Annotated in this window: 11 protein-coding genes and 1 rRNA gene; 10 read left to right on the forward strand and 2 right to left on the reverse strand. The window is 59.0% G+C overall.

Features of this window, described 5'->3' with window-relative positions; translation table 11 throughout:
* Positions 1-8: 8 nt before the first annotated feature.
* Positions 9-863: a carbon-nitrogen hydrolase family protein gene (locus E2F50_RS17355; protein ID WP_133317435.1), complete on the forward strand. Its 855-nt coding sequence runs from the start codon at positions 9-11 to the stop codon at positions 861-863.
* Positions 860-1,288 (forward strand): DUF1178 family protein, encoded by a 429-nt coding sequence (locus tag E2F50_RS17360; RefSeq protein WP_133317436.1) that lies wholly within the window; start codon positions 860-862, stop codon positions 1,286-1,288. The genes E2F50_RS17355 and E2F50_RS17360 overlap by 4 nt, the downstream gene beginning before the upstream one ends.
* A gap of 10 nt (positions 1,289-1,298) precedes the next feature.
* On the opposite strand, the gene ubiG is transcribed toward E2F50_RS17360, so the two are convergent.
* Complete coding sequence (ubiG, locus tag E2F50_RS17365; RefSeq protein ID WP_133317461.1) at positions 1,299-2,045, reverse strand: bifunctional 2-polyprenyl-6-hydroxyphenol methylase/3-demethylubiquinol 3-O-methyltransferase UbiG; 747 nt, start codon at positions 2,043-2,045, stop codon at positions 1,299-1,301.
* A gap of 215 nt (positions 2,046-2,260) precedes the next feature.
* Here ubiG and E2F50_RS17370 point away from each other — a divergent pair, with 215 nt between their 5' ends.
* The 7 genes from E2F50_RS17370 (at position 2,261) to clpB (ending at position 12,774) form a co-directional block, all read left to right on the forward strand.
* Positions 2,261-3,079, forward strand: coding sequence for an SH3 domain-containing protein (locus E2F50_RS17370; RefSeq protein WP_133317437.1), 819 nt, complete (start codon positions 2,261-2,263; stop codon positions 3,077-3,079).
* A gap of 205 nt (positions 3,080-3,284) precedes the next feature.
* On the forward strand, positions 3,285-4,559 hold the full coding sequence (locus E2F50_RS17375) for an aspartate kinase (protein ID WP_133317438.1): 1,275 nt from the start codon (positions 3,285-3,287) through the stop codon (positions 4,557-4,559).
* 81 nt (positions 4,560-4,640) lie between these two features.
* The gene (ptsP, locus tag E2F50_RS17380) at positions 4,641-6,908 is read left to right on the forward strand and encodes a phosphoenolpyruvate--protein phosphotransferase (RefSeq protein ID WP_133317462.1); all 2,268 of its coding nucleotides are present in this window, start codon (positions 4,641-4,643) and stop codon (positions 6,906-6,908) included.
* A 30-nt stretch (positions 6,909-6,938) separates the two neighbouring features.
* Complete coding sequence (prfA, locus tag E2F50_RS17385) at positions 6,939-8,021, forward strand: peptide chain release factor 1 (protein ID WP_133317439.1); 1,083 nt, start codon at positions 6,939-6,941, stop codon at positions 8,019-8,021.
* Positions 8,018-8,881 carry a peptide chain release factor N(5)-glutamine methyltransferase gene (gene prmC / locus E2F50_RS17390; RefSeq protein WP_133317440.1) on the forward strand — a complete coding sequence of 288 codons (864 nt, stop codon included), beginning with the start codon at positions 8,018-8,020 and terminating at the stop codon, positions 8,879-8,881. The genes prfA and prmC overlap by 4 nt, the downstream gene beginning before the upstream one ends.
* Before the next feature lie 299 nt (positions 8,882-9,180).
* A complete protein-coding gene (locus tag E2F50_RS17395) occupies positions 9,181-9,972 on the forward strand; it encodes a DUF4167 domain-containing protein (protein ID WP_133317441.1) in 792 nt (263 codons plus the stop codon).
* Between the two features lie 201 nt (positions 9,973-10,173).
* The gene (clpB, locus tag E2F50_RS17400) at positions 10,174-12,774 is read left to right on the forward strand and encodes an ATP-dependent chaperone ClpB (protein ID WP_133317442.1); all 2,601 of its coding nucleotides are present in this window, start codon (positions 10,174-10,176) and stop codon (positions 12,772-12,774) included.
* Between the two features lie 76 nt (positions 12,775-12,850).
* On the opposite strand, the gene E2F50_RS17405 is transcribed toward clpB, so the two are convergent.
* On the reverse strand, positions 12,851-14,791 hold the full coding sequence (locus E2F50_RS17405; RefSeq protein ID WP_133317443.1) for a M23 family metallopeptidase: 1,941 nt from the start codon (positions 14,789-14,791) through the stop codon (positions 12,851-12,853).
* Positions 14,792-15,603: 812 nt separating this feature from the next.
* Between E2F50_RS17405 and E2F50_RS17410 the strand changes: the two genes are divergently transcribed.
* Positions 15,604-15,678 (forward strand): 16S ribosomal RNA (locus E2F50_RS17410); the annotation flags it as partial.

Consider the following 15,678-nt stretch of genomic DNA (forward strand, 5'->3'; position numbering starts at 1 on the left):
ATAGCTACATGTCGTTCAAGGTTGCCGCCGTACAGATGTGTTCCGGGGTTGATCCGGCAAAAAATGCCGACGACATGGCCCGCCTGGTGCGTGAGGCGGCCGCACAGGGCGCAATCTATATCCAGACGCCTGAAATGACGGGCGCCCTGCAGCGAGACCGCCAGGCTCTCAAGGCGGCGTTGCGCGACGAAGCAAACGATATCGTCGCATCGACGGCCAGGGGGCTCGCGCAAGAACTCGGCGTCTTTATCCATATAGGCTCCACCGCAATTGATGTTGGGGAAGGCAAGATGGCTAATCGCGCCTTTCTTTTCGGCCCGGATGGGCGGCAGATAGCGACCTATGACAAGATCCACATGTTCGACGTCGACCTCGACAACGGCGAAAGCTGGCGAGAGAGCTCGGCTTATCAGCCCGGTGCTGCGGCAAGGGTCGTCGATCTCCCCTTCGCCAAACTTGGATTTGCTATTTGCTACGACGTGCGTTTCCCACATCTGTTCCGGACAGAAGCGATGGCTGGCGCTGAGATATTGACCGTGCCGGCGGCTTTCACGCGCCAGACCGGCGAGGCGCATTGGGAGATCCTGCTGCGCGCCCGCGCCATCGAAAATGGTGCGTTTCTTATTGCCGCCGCGCAGGCCGGCCTTCACGAAGACGGCCGCGAAACCTTCGGGCATTCCATGGTAATTGATCCATGGGGCAAGGTCCTTGCATCTGCCGGTGGCAGGGGCGAAGCCGTGGTCGTTGCGGAAATCGATATCGCCATGGTGCATGCCACCAGAGCCAAAATCCCCAATCTTAAGAACGCCCGCGAGTTCGCGCTCGACAAAGTTTCAGCGACGGCTGCGGGAGTTGCTGCGTGATCAAATATTCCTTGTCCTGCGACAGTGCCCACCCGTTCGAAGGCTGGTTCTCCGAAGGTGCGGACTTCGATCGGCAGGTTGCCAAGAGCCTGCTGCTGTGTCCCGTTTGTAATTCGCCATCAATCTCCAAGACGCTGATGGCTCCGTCCGTTTCGACGGCCCGGAAGAAGGAAGAAAAGCAGGCCATGGTCATGGATCTGGCGCGCCAGGAGGCCATCACCAAGATCAAGGAAGCCGTCGCCGCCATCAAGGCGAATGCAGAGGATGTGGGCGCGAAATTCCCCGAAGAGGCGCGTAAGATCCACTATAGCGAAACAGATGCCCGGGGGATTATCGGTCAGGCAAGCATGTCGGAGGTTCATGACCTTCTCGAAGAAGGCATCCAGATCGCGCCTTTGCCGGTGCTTCCTGAGGACGCAAACTGATCCTTAGATCTCAGGTCGGCCGTTTAGCGAGAAGCATGTAATTGACGTCCATGTCGGGTGACAGGTTCCAGCGGTCCTGCAAAGGATTGTAGAAGACGCCTGTGCGATGGATGATGTCCATTCCGGCCGAGCCTAAAGGCGCTTCCAGCTCTTGCGGACGGACGAGCTTGTCATACTGATGCGTACCCTTCGGCAGCCAGCGCAGAATGTTTTCCGCTGCAAAGATCGCCAGTGCACCTGCCTTGAGGGTACGGTTGATCGTTGCAACGAACATCAGCCCGCCCGGCTTCACCATCTGCGCGCAGGTGGTGATAAAGAAGCCGACATCGGCGACATGCTCTACAACCTCCATATTGAGGATCACATCGAAGGTTTCGCCAGCTTCGGCAAGTTGTTCCGCTGTGACGGCGCGGTAGTCGATCAATGTCTCGGTTTCGGCCGCATGCGTCGATGCGATGCGGATATTCTTCTCGGAAGGGTCGGCGCCGATCACCGTCGCGCCCATGCGGGCGAGTGGCTCGGACAAGAGACCTCCGCCACAGCCGATATCCAAGACCCGTAAGCCGCTGAGAGGAAGATGACCATTGGGATCTCGGCCAAAATTCTCGCAGGCGCGATTGCGGATATAGGCGAGACGCACCGGGTTGAATTTATGAAGCGGCTTGAACTTACCGGCAGGATTCCACCATTCGGCAGCCATAGCGGAAAAACGGTCGACTTCGCTTTGATCGATTGTGCTGCGGGCAGGTGCGCTCATCATCTTCATCCCTTCGTTGACGTTTGAAGTCGGATGATCAGGACGGGAAGTCAAGAGGTGCCGCTAGCGCGCTGGTATTGGCAGATCCAGTTGGCGCGTTCATTCGCCGTTCAGGGCAAAGCTGGAACAATCGCACTGTCTTGAACATTAGTGTCAGCCGAACTCGGCATGGCTCGAAGCTGTCAGGACGGCCTATGTTCCTCAGGAGGAAACACGTGAAGAAATTTCTGATGAGTGCTGCCGCACTTTGCGCGCTTCTGGTGGCGCCATCTCTTGCGGAAGCTGCGGTGCGAGGCTTTGCCACCGCCAATGTCAATATGCGCTCCGGCCCCAGCACCGCCTATCCTGCGGTAGTCGTCATTCCGGTCGGCGCCCCCGTCACCATCAACGGCTGCATGAGCAGCGTGAATTGGTGCGATGTTTCTTTTGCAGGCGGGCGCGGCTGGGTATCCGGCAATTACGTTCAGACCACCTATCGGTCGAACCGCGTCTATGTCGAGCCTAATTACTATCGCGGGCTCGGTATTCCGCTTGTGACGTTCGACGTCGACAATTATTGGGGCCGTTATTATCGTGATCGCGACTTTTATCGTGATCGCGACCGCTGGCGCCGCTACGACTGGGATCGCGCAGACCGTCGTCCGCCACCGCCACCGCGCTGGGACGACAATCGCCGTCCGCCACCCCGCTGGGATGATGATCGCCGCCCGGCACCTCCTCGCTGGGACCGTGACGAACGTCGGCCTGCACCAGGTTGGGATCGCGATGGAAACTGGGACAGAGACCGGGACCGGGATAGAGGTCCTGACCGTGGTCCGGATCGCAGGCCTGACCGTGGCCCCGATACCGGGTTCGACCGTGGTCCAGACCGGGGACCCGATCGGGGCCCCGACCGTCGGCCTGACCGGGGGCCTGACAGGGTTCCGGATCGCGCTCAGCCCGAGCAGCAGCGGGACAATAACCGCGATTGGGGCGGCGTACGCCGTCCAAACGACAGCGGAGTAGTCTGTGTAGGCCCTGCTCGAGACTGCTAAGTCTGTTTCTGCCTGAATCGAATAGAAAGTGGCGCGCTCCTCAAGGGGCGCGCCACTTTCGTGTCGGACACTGATGTTGCACCGCTGCCATTGCGCCACATCCACCTTTTCGATAAGACACGCCGCATTTCGTGCCCTCGGCAGAGGTCGGCAGCAGCAGACACTTCCCCTTGCGGAGGGGCAGTGAACAGGTGGTTTTGGTTGTATGGCTCGCATTGTCATGAAGTTCGGCGGCACGTCTGTCGCCAATTTAGAACGCATTCATAATGTCGCGCGCCATGTGAAACGTGAAGTCGAGGCAGGTCACGAAGTGGCTGTTGTCGTGTCGGCCATGTCTGGCAAGACCAATGAGCTGGTGGCCTGGGTTCAGGACACTCCAAAAGCCAACGGCGCCAACTCGCCCTTTTACGACGCGCGCGAATACGATGCCGTGGTCGCTTCGGGGGAGCAGGTGACGTCCGGCCTGGTGGCGATTGCCTTGCAGTCGATGGGCATCAATGCGCGGTCCTGGCAGGGTTGGCAGGTGCCGATCCGCACAGACAATGCCCATGGTGCAGCACGCATCATGGACATTGACGGGTCGGAGATCATCCGCCGCATGGGCGAGGGACAAGTCGCCGTGATCGCCGGTTTCCAGGGCCTAGGCCCCGATAACCGGATTGCGACGCTTGGCCGCGGCGGGTCGGATACATCTGCTGTGGCCATCGCAGCCGCCGTTAAGGCAGACCGTTGTGACATCTATACCGACGTGGACGGGGTCTATACGACCGACCCTCGCATCGAGCCCAAGGCCCGGCGCATGAAGAAGGTCTCCTTCGAGGAGATGCTTGAAATGGCGTCTCTGGGGTCCAAGGTGCTGCAGGTTCGCTCGGTGGAGTTGGCCATGGTGCACAAGGTCCGTACGTTCGTACGGTCCAGTTTCGAGGATCCCGATGCGCCGGGCATGGGCGATGTTCTCAATCCCCCCGGCACTTTGATTTGCGACGAGGAAGAAATCGTGGAACAGGAAGTCGTCACCGGCATCGCTTATGCCAAGGATGAAGCGCAAATCTCGCTCCGGCGCCTCGCTGATCGACCAGGGGTTTCCGCTGCAATCTTCGGGCCGCTGGCGGAAGCGCATATCAATGTTGACATGATCGTCCAGAACATTTCCGAGGACGGATCGCGCACCGACATGACCTTTACAGTGCCTTCTGGTGATGTCGAAAAGGCCATCAAGGTGCTCGAAGACCATAAGTCGACGGTCGGCTTCGACGTGGTGCAGAGCGAATCAGGCCTCGCCAAGGTCTCGGTCATCGGCATCGGCATGCGCAGCCACGCCGGGGTTGCCGCGCAGGCTTTCAAGGCACTTGCCGAAAAAGGGATCAACATCAAGGCGATCACCACGTCCGAAATCAAGATTTCCATCCTGATTGACGGTGCCTATTCCGAACTTGCTGTTCGGACTTTGCATTCCGCTTACGGTCTAGATAAGAGTTGATAATAGACCGGTTCGACGCGTCGGCAATTCGGCGCGGCGTCTTCCGGATTGGATCGTTTCGTTTCGGGAGAGCTGATGCCGATGAGAGACCTGTCGGCGGGTCCGCGCGTTCTGTTGAAGCGGCTACGCGAGTTAATGGCGGAGCCGCTTGAACCACAGGAGCGCCTTGATCGCATCGTCCGGCAAATCGCCAGCAATATGGTCGCCGAGGTCTGCTCGGTCTATGTGCTGCGCTCCGATGGCATCCTGGAACTTTATGCGACCGAGGGCCTGAACAAGGAAGCGGTCCACCTTTCGCAGCTTAAGATGGGACAGGGCCTCGTCGGCACCATCGCGGCATCAGCCCAACCGCTAAACCTGTCCGACGCACAGGCGCATCCGGCCTTCCGCTATCTCCCGGAAACGGGCGAAGAAATCTACCACTCCTTCCTCGGCGTGCCGATCCTGCGCGCCGGGCGGACGCTTGGCGTTCTCGTGGTCCAGAACAAAGCCAGCCGAAACTACCGTGAGGACGAGGTCGAGGCACTCGAAACCACGGCCATGGTCATCGCGGAGATGATCGCTACAGGTGAACTCAAGAAGATCACCCGTCCCGGCCTAGAGCTCGACCTCACCCGAGCTGTGACGATCGAGGCAGATGGTTACAGTGAAGGCATTGGGCTTGGCCACGTTGTCCTGCACGAGCCGCGTATCGTCGTCACCAACCTTCTCAACGAGGACGCGGAAAAGGAAATCCAGAGGCTCGGGGAATCACTCGGCGGCTTGCGCATTTCGATCGACGACATGCTGTCGCGGCGTGAGGTGGCGCAGGAAGGCGAGCACCGCGAGGTTCTCGAAACCTACCGCATGTTTGCCCATGACCAAGGCTGGGTGCGCCGCATGGAAGAGGCCATTCATAATGGCCTGACTGCGGAAGCCGCGGTGGAAAAGGTGCAGAGCGATACCAAAGCCCGCATGATGCGCCTGACCGATCCCTATCTGAGGGAGCGGATGCATGATTTCGACGATCTCGCCAACCGGCTGCTGCGCCAGCTGACCGGCTTTAGCGGGCGTGCATCGGATGAAAGCTTCCCCAGCGACGCCATCATCCTGGCCCGTGCCATGGGCGCTGCCGAACTGCTGGATTATCCGCGGGACCGCCTCCGCGGCCTCGTGCTCGAAGACGGCGCGGTGACAAGCCATGTCGTCATTGTTGCGCGTGCCATGGGAATACCGGTTGTCGGGCAGGCGGCGGGTGTCGTGGCGCTTGCCGAAAACGGCGATCCGATCATAGCGGATGGCGATGATGGGCAGATCCATCTGCGGCCGATGGCGGATCTGCAGAAGGCCTATGAGGAAAAGGTGCGCCTGCGGGCGCGGCGTCAGGAGCAGTTCAAGGCGCTTCGCGCGGTCGAGCCGCTGACCAAGGATGGCAAGCGCATCAGCCTGCAGATGAATGCCGGTCTTCTGGTCGACCTGCCGCAGCTGGTGGAGTCAGGTGCCGAGGGCATTGGCCTTTTCCGCACGGAACTGCAGTTCATGATCGCCTCTACCATGCCGAAGCTGGAGGAACAGGAAGCCTTTTACCGGAACGTCCTGAAGCAAGCAGCCGGTCGGCCTGTAACGTTCCGCACGCTGGATATCGGCGGCGACAAGGTCGTTTCCTATTTCCGAGCGCAGGAAGAGGAAAACCCCGCACTCGGTTGGCGCGCCATTCGCCTGTCGCTTGATCGGCCCGGATTGTTGCGCACGCAGTTGCGGGCTCTCTTGCGCGCTTCGGCGGGAGCCGAGCTGAAGATGATGCTGCCCATGGTGACCGAAGTTTCGGAAATCCGGGCGGTTCGTGAGCTGATGCAGAAGGAAGTTCAGCATCTTTCCAAGTTCGGCCACAGCCTGCCGCGCAAGCTGCAGTTCGGTGCGATGCTGGAAGTGCCCGCGCTGCTTTGGCAGCTCGACGAACTGATGGCGGAAGTGGATTTCGTTTCGGTCGGGTCCAACGACCTGTTCCAGTTTTCCATGGCCGTAGATCGCGGAAACGCGCGGGTTGCTGATCGTTTCGACAATCTGGGCAAGCCGTTCTTGCGTATCCTGCGGGACATCGCGCGGGCCGGTGAGCGCAATCGGACCTCGGTCACCCTTTGCGGCGAGATGGCAAGCAAGCCGCTGTCCGCCATGGCGCTTCTTGGCATCGGCTTTCGCTCGGTCTCCATGGCTGCGACCTCGATCGGCCCGGTCAAGGCCATGCTCCTGGGGCTCGATATCGATCAATTGGCAGGCGAACTCAATGCTGCCTTGGACGATACCAAATCGTCTCTGCTGATCCGCGACCTGCTTGTACGGTTCGCCGAGGCTAACAATATTCCCGTCTAGCAGGCCGGATAAGATACGGAGCGAATAAAGGTGGCGAAGCTTCCTGTTGAAAAGATGCGCGAATTGGAGCGCCGCTTTAGCGAGATCGAAGCCCGCATGTCGGAAGGACCGTCTGCCGAGGTTTATGTGAAGCTGGCATCGGAATATGCGGAACTGCAGCCGGTGGTGGGCAAGATCCGCGAATACGAGAAAACCACTGCCGAGGTGACAGACCTGCGATCTATGCTCTCCGACAAGGCAACGGATCGCGAAATGCGCGAGCTCGCCGAAATGGAGCTGCCGGAAGCGGAAGAACGCGTTGAGGCGCTCGAAAAGGATATGCAGATCCTGCTGCTGCCGAAGGATGCAGCGGACGAAAAGAGTGCCATCCTCGAAATCCGCGCCGGTACGGGCGGCAACGAGGCCGCCTTGTTCGCAGGCGACCTGTTTCGCATGTACGAGCGCTATGCCTCCACCAAAAGCTGGAAGGTGGAGGTGCTTTCGGCCAGCGAAGGCGAAGCCGGCGGTTACAAGGAAATCATTGCGACGGTGACGGGGCGGGGTGTCTTTTCCAAACTGAAATTCGAATCCGGTGTCCATCGCGTGCAGCGCGTCCCCGATACAGAGACCCAAGGGCGTATCCATACTTCTGCTGCAACCGTTGCGGTGCTGCCGGAAGCGGAGGATATTGATATCGAGATCAGGCCTGAAGATATCCGCATCGATACCATGCGTTCCTCAGGCGCGGGCGGACAACACGTCAATACGACCGACTCGGCTGTCCGGATCACCCATCTGCCGACGGGGGTCGTCGTCACCAGCTCCGAAAAGTCGCAGCATCAGAACCGCGCGAAGGCGATGCAGGTTCTGCGTTCGCGTCTTTACGACATGGAGCGTCAGAAGGCGGATAACGAGAGGTCTGCCGACCGCAGAAGCCAGGTCGGGTCCGGCGATCGGTCGGAGCGTATCCGCACCTACAACTTCCCGCAGGGGCGGATCACCGATCATCGCATTAATTTGACCCTCTACAAGCTGGACCGAATGATCGAAGGCGAAATCGACGAGGTCGTAGATGCCCTGATTGCGGACTATCAGACAGGGCAACTGGCGCAGCTCGGCGAAAACCAGGGATGACGACGCTTGGCGCCATTGTGGCGGACGCAAGGGCCCAGCTTTCGGCGGCGGGTCTGCAGGATGCGGCCATTGAGGCAAGGCTGTTGGTGGCAGGTATCTTAAAGCTGTCCAATACCGAGGTCTTCACCGACGGCGAAAGACCGCTCGCGACTGACGAAGCTGCCCTTGTCGAGCAAGCGGTTGCCCGGCGCTTGAAACGTGAGCCTGTCCACCGCATATTGGGATCACGGGAATTTCACGGCCTAGACCTCCTGCTTTCGGCTGAAACCTTGGAGCCGCGGCCGGACACGGAAATCCTTGTGGATACCATGGCCCCTCTTGTCGAGCGAGTAACGGCCTCACAAGGTAAAGCGCGTATTCTCGATCTCGGAACCGGCACGGGAGCTATTCTCCTTGCGCTTTTGAAAGAGAGCCCGGCTAGCAGTGGGGTCGGTAGCGACATTTCCTTGGATGCTTTGACCACCGCTGAGAGAAACGCCGTTCGGCTTGATCTTGACCAGCGTTTCCAGGCGGTTCGAAGTCATTGGTTTGACGGTATCGGCGGCGTCTTCGACATAATCGTGTCAAATCCGCCCTATATACAAAGCGCAGTTATCCCAGATCTCGAGCCGGAGGTTCGACAATTCGATCCTTTGGCGGCACTGGATGGTGGGCCTGATGGCCTTTCCGCCTATCGGAGCATTGCCGCAGGCGCGGCAGACTTTCTTGACATCGGCGGATTTATCGGTGTCGAGATCGGTTTTGATCAAAAAGATGCTGTAGTCGATATCTTCGCGGCGGCCGGCTTCATCCTGGCGCAAGCGAAGCGTGATTACGGTGGCAACGATCGGGTGCTTGTATTTTGCCGGAGCTATCCTTGATTTTGCACAGCAAAAGAAAAGGCTTGGATTCCGGGAGGAAGCGGGATAGCTTGGAAACACGTATCGGGGCGGCTGGGAATGAACAGCGATTCGTTCGGGTTATAGGTCAACCTTGTTCCTGCTCTTTTCGAAGAGTTGCGAAGGTTGAACAAATCCTTGATGCGTGAATCAGGTAATTTAACTTTAGAAGCGACAGGTCGCATCGAATAGTCCTGTGCGCAGCACGCGAAGTCCTGATCTGACATTGTCGACAGGCCGCGTGACCTTATCAGCGAAGACAGAGAGTTGGTGAACGATAGATGAGGCCAGGACAGCAGAATAAACGCGGTCGAGGGCGCGGCAATAACAATAACGGCGGCGGCGGTGGCGGTGGCAGCAACAATAACAGCTTTAACCGCAAAGGCGGCAATCCCCTCAGCCGGACGTATGACAGCTCGGGCCCCGACGTAAAAATTCGTGGTACTGCCCAGCATATCGCCGAAAAATATTCCACGCTTGCACGGGATGCTCAAAGTTCAGGCGATCGCGTGATGGCTGAGAACTATCTCCAGCACGCAGAGCATTACAACCGCATTATTGCCGCGGCTCAAGCGCAGATGCAGGATCGCTTCCAGCAGCAGGAGCGCGGCGATTTTCAGGATCGCGACGGCAACCAGCTCGACCAAGACGACATGGATAACGGCGATGGCGACGACAACGGCTTCTCGCAGCAGCCGACTGTTGATGAAGCTCCTCAGCCGCCGCAACAGCAGCCCCGCCGCGAGCCTCGCGAAAATCGCGAGCCCAGAGAGCCACGCGAACCGCGGGACCAGCAGCGCGAAAGACCGCGTCGTGAACACCGGCAGGAGCAGGCACCGGCCGCAGCGCAGTCCGCTGTTGTCGTTGATGGCTCCGGCCCGCAGCCGGTGATCGAAGGCACGCCTGCCGAAGTTGCTGTCGAGGAAGAGGCTCAGGTGGAAGCCGCGCCGCGTCGTCGTCGCAACGCCAGCAGCCGCCCGCGTCGTCCGCGCCGCGGTGAAGGCGCAGAAGAAGGCGGCGAAGCCGCCGGTGAAGAGGCGCAGCCGGCTTTGGCTGAAGCGGCTTCGGAATAGTCCAGACCTTCTGAAAGCACTGCATGATCAAACTCCGGCCGAAAGGCCGGAGTTTTGCGTTTTAACGCTCTTTAAACGGCAAAAAGGGCTTACCATATCTTCATCAGTGCTGAGCATTCGGCAGGGCTTGCCTTTCCAGGGAGCTCGATCTCAATCATCGGCCTGTGCCTTCTAGGGCAGGGCGATCCAGGAGGTTTAGACATGAACATTGAAAAATATTCAGAGCGCGTCCGCGGGTTTTTGCAGTCGGCTCAAACACAGGCGCTGGCTTCAGGCCATCAGCAGTTCACACCAGAGCACTTGCTGAAGGTGCTGCTGGACGACGATCAGGGCATGGCGTCTTCGCTGATCGAGCGCGCCGGCGGCAATGCCAAGGAAGCACGCATCGCCAATGATGCAGCGCTTGCCAAGCTTCCGAAGGTTTCGGGCGGCAATGGCGAGATCTACCTATCACAACCGCTCGCCAAGGTTTTTGCAACGGCCGAGGACGCCGCCAAAAAGGCGGGCGACAGCTTCGTCACCGTCGAGCGCCTGTTGCTGGCTCTAATCATCGAAACCTCCGCGTCGACATCCGCGACCTTGAAGAAGGCCGGCGTGACAGCGCAGGGCCTCAACCAGGTGATCAACGATATCCGCAAAGGTCGGACGGCCGACAGCGCCAATGCCGAACAGAGCTTCGAGGCTTTGAAGAAATATGCGCGTGATCTGACGGCGGAAGCGCGCGATGGAAAGCTCGATCCCGTGATCGGCCGTGACGACGAAATTCGCCGCACCATCCAGGTTCTGTCACGCCGTACCAAGAACAATCCGGTGCTGATCGGCGAGCCTGGCGTCGGCAAGACGGCGATCGCCGAGGGCTTGGCGCTGCGCATCATCAACGGCGACGTGCCCGAAAGCCTTAAGGACAAGAAGCTGATGGCGCTCGACATGGGCGCGCTGATCGCCGGTGCCAAATATCGCGGCGAATTCGAGGAGCGGCTGAAAAGCGTGCTCAACGAAGTGCAGTCGGAGAATGGTGAGATCGTTCTCTTCATCGACGAGATGCACACGCTGGTCGGAGCCGGCAAGGCCGATGGGGCGATGGATGCATCCAACCTTTTGAAGCCGGCGCTGGCACGCGGCGAGCTGCATTGCGTCGGCGCCACCACGCTCGACGAATATCGCAAGCATGTGGAAAAGGACCCGGCCCTTGCCCGTCGTTTCCAGCCGGTCATGGTGGATGAGCCGACAGTCGAGGATACGATCTCGATCCTGCGCGGCTTGAAGGAGAAGTACGAACAGCATCACAAGGTTCGGATTTCCGACTCTTCGCTTGTTGCTGCCGCGACCCTTTCGAACCGCTATATTACCGACCGGTTTCTGCCTGACAAGGCGATCGACCTGATGGACGAGGCGGCTTCGCGTCTGCGCATGCAGGTGGATTCCAAGCCCGAGGAACTGGATGAACTCGACCGGCGCATCATGCAGCTGAAGATCGAGCGCGAAGCCCTAAAGAAGGAAACCGACAGCGCTTCGGCAGATCGGTTGTCGCGCCTTGAAAACGAGGTTGCATCGCTGGAAGAAGAGGCGGATGCGCTGACGGCCCGTTGGCAAGCGGACAAGCAGAAGCTTGGCCTTGCTGCGGACCTGAAGCGGCAGCTCGACGAGGCACGCAATGAACTTGCCGCAGCCCAGCGGAAAGGCGAATTCCAGCGTGCCGGCGAGCTGACCTATGGCGTCATTCCTGATCTGGAAAAGCGACTCGTCGATGCGGAAGCCCAGGACGGATCCACCAATGCCATGGTGCAGGAAGTCGTCAATCCGGATGCGATTGCTCATGTGGTTTCTCGGTGGACCGGCATTCCGGTCGACAAGATGCTGGAAGGTCAGCGTGAGAAACTGCTGAGGATGGAAGACGAACTGGCGAAGTCGGTTGTCGGTCAGGGCGATGCTGTCCAGGCGGTTTCACGTGCGGTTCGCCGTTCACGCGCCGGCCTGCAGGATCCGAACCGGCCGATCGGTTCTTTCATCTTCCTGGGGCCAACCGGCGTCGGCAAGACGGAGTTGACCAAATCACTGGCCCGCTTCCTGTTCGACGACGAGACCGCCATGGTGCGCCTCGACATGTCGGAATATATGGAGAAGCATTCGGTGGCTCGGCTGATCGGTGCGCCTCCAGGGTATGTCGGCTATGAGGAAGGCGGCGCGCTGACCGAAGCGGTTCGGCGCAAGCCCTATCAGATCGTGCTGTTCGACGAGATCGAGAAGGCGCATCCGGACGTGTTCAACGTTCTCCTGCAGGTGCTCGACGACGGGCGGCTGACGGATGGGCAGGGCCGTACGGTGGACTTCAAGAACACGATGATCATCATGACCTCCAATCTCGGAGCGGAGTATCTGACTGGGCTTCGCGAGGACGAGGATAGCGAAAGCGTACGCGAGCAGGTGATGAACGTGGTCCGGGCGTCGTTCCGGCCGGAATTCCTGAACCGGGTCGACGAGATCATCCTGTTCCACAGGTTGAAGCGTACCGAGATGGGAGCGATCGTCGACATCCAGATGAAGCGGCTGTTGAACCTGCTGTCGGAACGCAAGGTTGCTCTCGATCTTGGCGCAGATGCACGCGAATGGCTGGCCGACAAAGGCTACGATCCGGTCTATGGCGCCCGTCCTTTGAAGCGGGTGATCCAGAAATTCGTCCAGGATCCGCTCGCCGAGCAGATCCTCGGCGGCCAGATCCCGGACGGCTCGACCGTAGCCGTCAGTTCCGGATCCGACCGGCTGCTATTTCGCGTAAAGCGCGAGACGAGCGAAGCAGCCTGACCTTAGCAGGTGATCAAATGCGAAATGGCGGCTTCGGCCGCCATTTTCATTGAAGCGCTAGCCAACTCAAAGCCGTTCAGCGGCTGGCCACTTCGTCCGGCGACTGGCTGGTCAGCAGCGTATCGATCCGCTTGCGTTCCTCTTCGAACCGGGCAAGCGCTTGGCCTTCAAGCGATTTCCCGCCCGGCAGGCGGACCTTCATCGGGTCGACCTTGGTGCCGTTGACGATCAGTTCGTAGTGTAGGTGGGCACCGGTGGATTCGCCGGTTGTGCCGACATAGCCGATCACCTGTCCCTGGGTCACCTTGGCCCCTTCGCGCACGCCTTTGGCGATGGCACTTTGGTGGTTATAGGAGGAAACATAACCATTGGCGTGCCGGACAAGAGTCTGGTTGCCATAGCCACCGGAATCCCAGCCAGCCTTTTCGACGGTACCGTTGCCGACGGCGATAATAGGGGTGCCGCGCGGTGCGGCCCAATCCGTCCCGGTATGCATGCGCGAATAACCCAGCAGGGGATGGCGCCGCATGCCGAAACCGGAGGTCATGCGGCCGTTAGGCAGCGGGTTGCGCAGCAGGAATTGCCGGATGCTTCGGCCGTCCTGGTCGAAATAGTCGATCGAGCCGTCGTTCGTGTCCTGATACCTGTAGAACCTCGTATTCGTGTCGCCGAAACGCGCATTGACGTAAAGCAGCTCGGAATCCTTTGTCGCCTGTCCTTTTTCATCTGCCACTGAGAAAAAGGCCTCAATGACGTCCGTCGGTTTCAGCTGGGCCTGAAGGTCGACACTGCTGGCCAGCAGCTTCACCATCAGGGACGTCATCTCCTTACTCATGCCGTAGGAGAGCGCGGCGCGATAGATGCCGTCATAGACATCAGGCAGTTCCCGCCCCGCTACGATTTGCGGCGGTTGATCACCAAAAGCTGTTGCTACGGCGTCCAGCATGGGTGGTTCTTGCGCGTCAACGAAGTGGCCGTGGTCGTCAACCGCGACAGTGACGCGATGACTGCCGCGCCGGTAAAGGCTGGCGCGCACGACGAGCACCATCTGCCCTTCCTGGATGACGCCAATGCGCAGTACGTCGCCCGTCGCAAGATTTGTTTCTCCCATCCGAGACTGCAGGTATCCGGAGATCTCGCGCGCCTTGTTTTCCGGGTAACCGACCTCGGTCATAGCCTCGGTCAAGGTGATAGCGCGGCGGATGGGGATGATGTCGTCGGCATATTCACGTGTATGGGGCGTGATCGGTTCGGGAACCGAAACCGACATATTTTCCTCCACGACACGGGCGGCGAGACCGGAGGTCAGGTCCACGTCATCATCGGCAGAGGAAAAGCGCTGAGGATCGACATAATAGAGAGCCGAAAGCTGCGCATTGCCGGCGGTCAGCACTGAACCATTTGAGCGGACATTCTCCTCGACTTCCTCGAGCGTCATCGGTGTTGCATAGGCAAAACCGGCAGGCTTGGTCGGGAAGGCTACCGTCTGCAGGCTGACTTCGGATTCCACGTTGGAGCCGTAGATGACCCCTGTTCGGCTGGAAGGTGGTGGCGGCGGCGCCTCGCTCGAGGCAAAAATGTTCAAAGGATCGAAATCCGGATAGGCTTCCGGCGCAACATGGTTGACTGCCAGGCTCATCTTCACATGCGCAAATGGCTTGCGGCGCACGACTTCCTTATTGCCCTCATGGACGACCGTCGACACTTCCATGATCTTCCGGTCGGTCGGCATGGCGACGATATTGCCGCCCAGCAGCCGCTTGCCGCGGGAGGCTGTGTCCTCGTGGGCGGGGTTCGGCAGGGAGGCCGAGGCCTCGGCGGGTGTCGCCAGTTGCTGACGTCCGTCAAGTGCAGCAAACAGGGCAACACCCATCAGGATGGAAGAGGTGATGCCGGTCAGAAAGGTTCCGGAAAGCCAACGAAGCGAAATCTCACGCCGATCAGGCGCACGACGGCCATCAGCCAGAATAGGAGGCTCATTGCCAAACGAGCGGATCATGCTGCGGGACGTCATCATGCCAGTCTAAGCCAGTCCCCTGATATTCATTATTGCCGTGGACATTTTTGCTAATGCCCGCAGGACCTTGGAGCAGATAAGTGCCCCTTTACCCCCCGAGAGTCAAATCAGCACCGCTCCGCCTGGAAATCCTTGAACGGGTCGTGAGTAATCCCCATCTCTGAGCTCTCACCCAGATATCTCGAATTGTCGGGCGGTTTTGAGGCACGAGCGGCGAGCTCCTGTTTCTGACTGCTCTACATACGGCTTTACCGCCCGAGATATGGAGAGTGAAAAGCGCTTTTCACCAAACGCCGTTCACTTTCAACCTCTTACGGTTTTTCTCCAAAAATCGAAAAACCTGTGTTGACTTGTTTGGTTGGTTAGATTTATAAACCGCTCACTGACGAGGGCGGCGGCGCTGCTGGCGACGAAGTGCTTTGTTCTTGAGAAATCCTTATTAAGTTGGCGCATGCTGATTGGGACCGGGTTACGGTTTGGTTCCTTGGGGTGTGACTGTCTTTGGGGTTTGACGGATGGCTCTGATGGGTTGTTTGTCTGTTTTTTGACAATTGAAGATGAGAAGAAAGAGAAACGTGGTCGGCGGTTTTCGCGGACGGACTTTAGGGTCTGTTCATGGAAGACAAAGTGACGGTCACGTTTTGACAAGAGAACACCAGTTTTTGCTGGGCTCGGATATCTTTCGCCATTTCTTTGGAATGACGGAACCGAGCCGTTCCATTTTGCGCTGTGAAGCGTTTTTTGGTTTGAGGCAGAGACTTCGTGAGTTCTCGTCGATTCAGAACATAGTGATCAGTCACGGATTGGATTCTCAACTTGAGAGTTTGATCCTGGCTCAGAACGAACGCTGGCGGCAGGCTTAACACATGCAAGTCGAGCGCCCCGCA

The organism is Rhizobium deserti (assembly GCF_004358025.1).
GTDB lineage: Bacteria > Pseudomonadota > Alphaproteobacteria > Rhizobiales > Rhizobiaceae > Neorhizobium > Neorhizobium deserti.